Annotated in this window: 5 protein-coding genes; 3 read left to right on the forward strand and 2 right to left on the reverse strand. The window is 42.7% G+C overall.

All coding sequences use genetic code 11. The annotated features are described in order from the left end of the window. Positions 1-382: 382 nt before the first annotated feature. The 3 genes from B3182_RS13885 (at position 383) to msrA (ending at position 1,947) form a co-directional block, all read left to right on the forward strand. A complete protein-coding gene (locus B3182_RS13885; RefSeq protein ID WP_292357521.1) occupies positions 383-838 on the forward strand; it encodes a hypothetical protein in 456 nt (151 codons plus the stop codon). Between the two features lie 150 nt (positions 839-988). After that, the gene (gene msrB / locus B3182_RS13890; protein WP_292357523.1) at positions 989-1,450 is read left to right on the forward strand and encodes a peptide-methionine (R)-S-oxide reductase MsrB; all 462 of its coding nucleotides are present in this window, start codon (positions 989-991) and stop codon (positions 1,448-1,450) included. Then, positions 1,447-1,947, forward strand: coding sequence for a peptide-methionine (S)-S-oxide reductase MsrA (gene msrA / locus B3182_RS13895; protein WP_292357525.1), 501 nt, complete (start codon positions 1,447-1,449; stop codon positions 1,945-1,947). Before msrB ends, msrA begins: the two co-directional genes overlap by 4 nt. Positions 1,948-2,041: 94 nt before the next feature. Here the strand turns inward: msrA and B3182_RS13900 are convergent, their stop codons facing one another. Both B3182_RS13900 and B3182_RS13905 read right to left on the reverse strand, forming a co-directional pair. Then, on the reverse strand, positions 2,042-2,467 hold the full coding sequence (locus tag B3182_RS13900) for a hypothetical protein (RefSeq protein WP_292357527.1): 426 nt from the start codon (positions 2,465-2,467) through the stop codon (positions 2,042-2,044). Then, on the reverse strand, positions 2,448-2,933 hold the full coding sequence (locus B3182_RS13905; RefSeq protein ID WP_349677939.1) for a nucleotidyltransferase domain-containing protein: 486 nt from the start codon (positions 2,931-2,933) through the stop codon (positions 2,448-2,450). The genes B3182_RS13900 and B3182_RS13905 overlap by 20 nt, the downstream gene beginning before the upstream one ends. Between the last annotated feature and the right edge of the window lie 58 nt (positions 2,934-2,991).

The following is a 2,991-nucleotide window of genomic DNA, read 5'->3' on the forward strand; positions in this document are numbered from 1 at the left end:
ATATCCGTTGCCTGATCGAAGCCCGGATAGAAGGCCACCAACCCAACGTGGTCACCCATGACGCCGCGACCATCAAACAGGCGTTTACCGGCGCGACCGATAAAATGAAACGCGTATTGACCACAACGATTGAGCGTATGCAGTCACGCTAAGTTTTCTAACGAATACTGGTTCCCACGGTCCTCCGTGGGAGCCACAAATACACAACGGTATGCACGATTGGTCTAATTGATTTCTTCTGCCTAAGCACTAATTCCTATAATGAACAACATTGCCCCCGTCAGAACCAGTTTTAATAAAGAGGATTTTGTTTTCTCCCTAGTGATCGGTAAGCTTGCTAACATTCTCTTTATAATAAACGTATAAAAAATCAGGCAGCATAATGAATAAAAAGTTACTTTTCGTCATCGGCATAATTCTGTTCGTTGCTATTATCATGATAGCTTCGCGTTTGATAAATACGCCTTCACCCTACCTCACTTCTGACAATGGTCAGGAATTGCCAACCGAGACAACGATTGAGGAAGGTTTTATGGAGGCTGAAAAATTCATTAATTCCAGAGCGCCCATCAAAATCGATGATGAAACTCAGCTTATTAAGGCTTTAGCCGGTCCCAGCGATTTGATGACTTATTATTATTCATTAACCAATGTCACTATTGACGATGTGAATCCGACGGCGGTGTTGGAGGATATCAAACCCAAATTGCTTGCCAGCCTTTGCAGTAATGCTGATATGCAACCTGTTCTAAAGGCGGGTGCCAAGCTTGTTTATGTCTATTCCGATAAAAATAACCAAGATGTTGGCCGTATTGAGGTAGTGGAAGCTGATTGTTAAGACCGCTTTCACCATAAGCAATATAGCGTGCCCACTTTTCTCCACGTTATTTTCGTTATTGTTAAATGGGAACGGACTGTATTTTTGACGGGTCTTTAATTTATCAATAAACCATTTCACGATTACTCTTTAATCAAAAGGCTGATTGTCATGACGAAATACCAAAAGTCACCTAAAGTTGTTGAACAACTATCACCTGAGCAACATTACGTCACCCAACAATGCGGTACTGAACCACCATTCGATAATGCTTATTGGGACAATCACGAAGCTGGGCTTTACGTCGATGTAGTTTCTGGTGAACCCTTATTTGCTTCAGTAGATAAGTTTGATAGCGGAACTGGCTGGCCAAGCTTTACCCGTCCAGTGCAGAATGAAAATGTGAACGAAAATTTTGATGACAGTCTGGGCATGCGCCGTGTTGAGGTTCGCTCAGTACATGGTGACAGTCATTTAGGTCATGTTTTCCCTGATGGCCCTGAAGAAGCAGGAGGAATGCGGTATTGCATCAACTCAGCATCCCTGCGATTTATTCCCGTTGAACAGCTTGAAGCAGAAGGTTACGACGAGTTTAAAAATCTGTTTTCAGAAACTTTAGGTGAAACAAAATGAGCGAGACAAATACTGAACGTGCCGTAATGGCCGGAGGATGTTTCTGGGGGATGCAGGATTTACTTCGAAAATTACCAGGCGTTATCTCATCGCGAGTCGGCTACACCGGCGGCGATATTCCAAATGCCACTTATCCAAACCATGGCACACATGCTGAAGGTATTGAGATCATCTTTAATCCTGAGCAGATTACTTACAGACAGTTACTGGAGTTTTTCTTTCAGATCCATGATCCAACCACTCCTAACCAACAAGGCAATGATCGGGGCATGAGTTATCGTTCAGCAATTTATTACACCAGCGATGAGCAAGCCGAAATTGCCAAGCAGACGATTGAAGATGTAAACCAATCTGGATTATGGCCAGGCAAAGTTGTTACTGAAGTGGAACCTGTCGGTGATTTCTGGGAAGCAGAACCCGAACATCAGGATTACCTGCAACATTATCCAACCGGATATACCTGTCATTATATTCGACCGGATTGGAAGCTATCTTAAGAAAGGAATTGGTTTTATTGATTGAGTCAGCCTCTCCTCAATTAAAACAATAATTTTTCTGATCAGTTGTTGCACCTTCAGCAACAACTGATCGTTATTTTACAATTGGCCCCAACTCTTCAACCAACGTTAATAACTCATTCGTTATCGCAATCAATTCATCCAGTAGCTGTGGAGTGATTTCCAGATGACCTTCATATTCAGCCAGATTGCGTTGCTTATGACATTTATCTAAAACTCGCCACTTGCTAGTTGTCATGCCTACAGTGTGTTCCAAACATTGAAACACCAGATATCGATTGTCTGAGCGGTATCCATGCCAACGCATCGACGCCAAAGACAAAGCATGTGCGGCACCATAAGCTAATGAAAAACGGCTATCGTCGGATAAGCTTTCCACATTGGCATCCTGCAAACGGCGTTTGGCAGAAATCACCATGCCATCAAATTCTTTTTGATCTGCAGGTTCTGTTTTTAAATTGTTAGTTTTTACCAGGTTATCAAGATGCGCTAATGTCATTTTCTGATCCCTTCAGCCAAATCTTCGGTTGGTCCATTACCTTTGAAATAAATGCATTATCTTGCTGCCATTTCTGTTTGAAATGTTCTAATTCATAAACAGAAGGATTGATAGGTCGCGATAAAGCTTTTTCAGCGTCAACAAGACATTCCATCAAATCCGCATAAGCCAAATTATCAGAAATAACCAGCAAATCAATATCACTTTTGGCCGTTGCCTCGCCCTTCGCGATGGAGCCATAGATAAAGGCGCATAAAACGTGCCCATCAACGCGGGTTAAAGCCTGACGAACGACATCAGCTACCCCGAATGTCTTTGTTGCAATCGCCACCAGTTCATCAAATATCGGATTATCTGGATTTGCTTGATAATACTGCTGATTACCTTCTTTCGAACTAATCAATATGCCCGCGCTAGTAAGTTTTTCCAGTTCCCGGGTAACTGTGCCCCGACCCATCGCAGCCATGCGAACAATCTCGTTCGTATAAAAACTTTTATCAGGTTTGCCATATAACAAACCCAGC

This window comes from Methylophaga sp. UBA4204, assembly GCF_002379485.1.
Lineage (GTDB): Bacteria > Pseudomonadota > Gammaproteobacteria > Nitrosococcales > Methylophagaceae > Methylophaga.

What these genes read in the sequence shown, in the direction of transcription:
- B3182_RS13885 (WP_292357521.1), top strand. Translation starts at nt 383, where the DNA reads ATGAATAAAAAGTTACTTTTCGTCATCGGCATAATTCTGTTCGTTGCT.
- msrB (WP_292357523.1), top strand. Translation starts at nt 989, where the DNA reads ATGACGAAATACCAAAAGTCACCTAAAGTTGTTGAACAACTATCACCT.
- msrA (WP_292357525.1), top strand. Translation starts at nt 1,447, where the DNA reads ATGAGCGAGACAAATACTGAACGTGCCGTAATGGCCGGAGGATGTTTC.
- B3182_RS13900 (WP_292357527.1), bottom strand. Translation starts at nt 2,467, where the DNA reads ATGACATTAGCGCATCTTGATAACCTGGTAAAAACTAACAATTTAAAA.
- B3182_RS13905 (WP_349677939.1), bottom strand. Translation starts at nt 2,933, where the DNA reads ATGGCTGCGATGGGTCGGGGCACAGTTACCCGGGAACTGGAAAAACTT.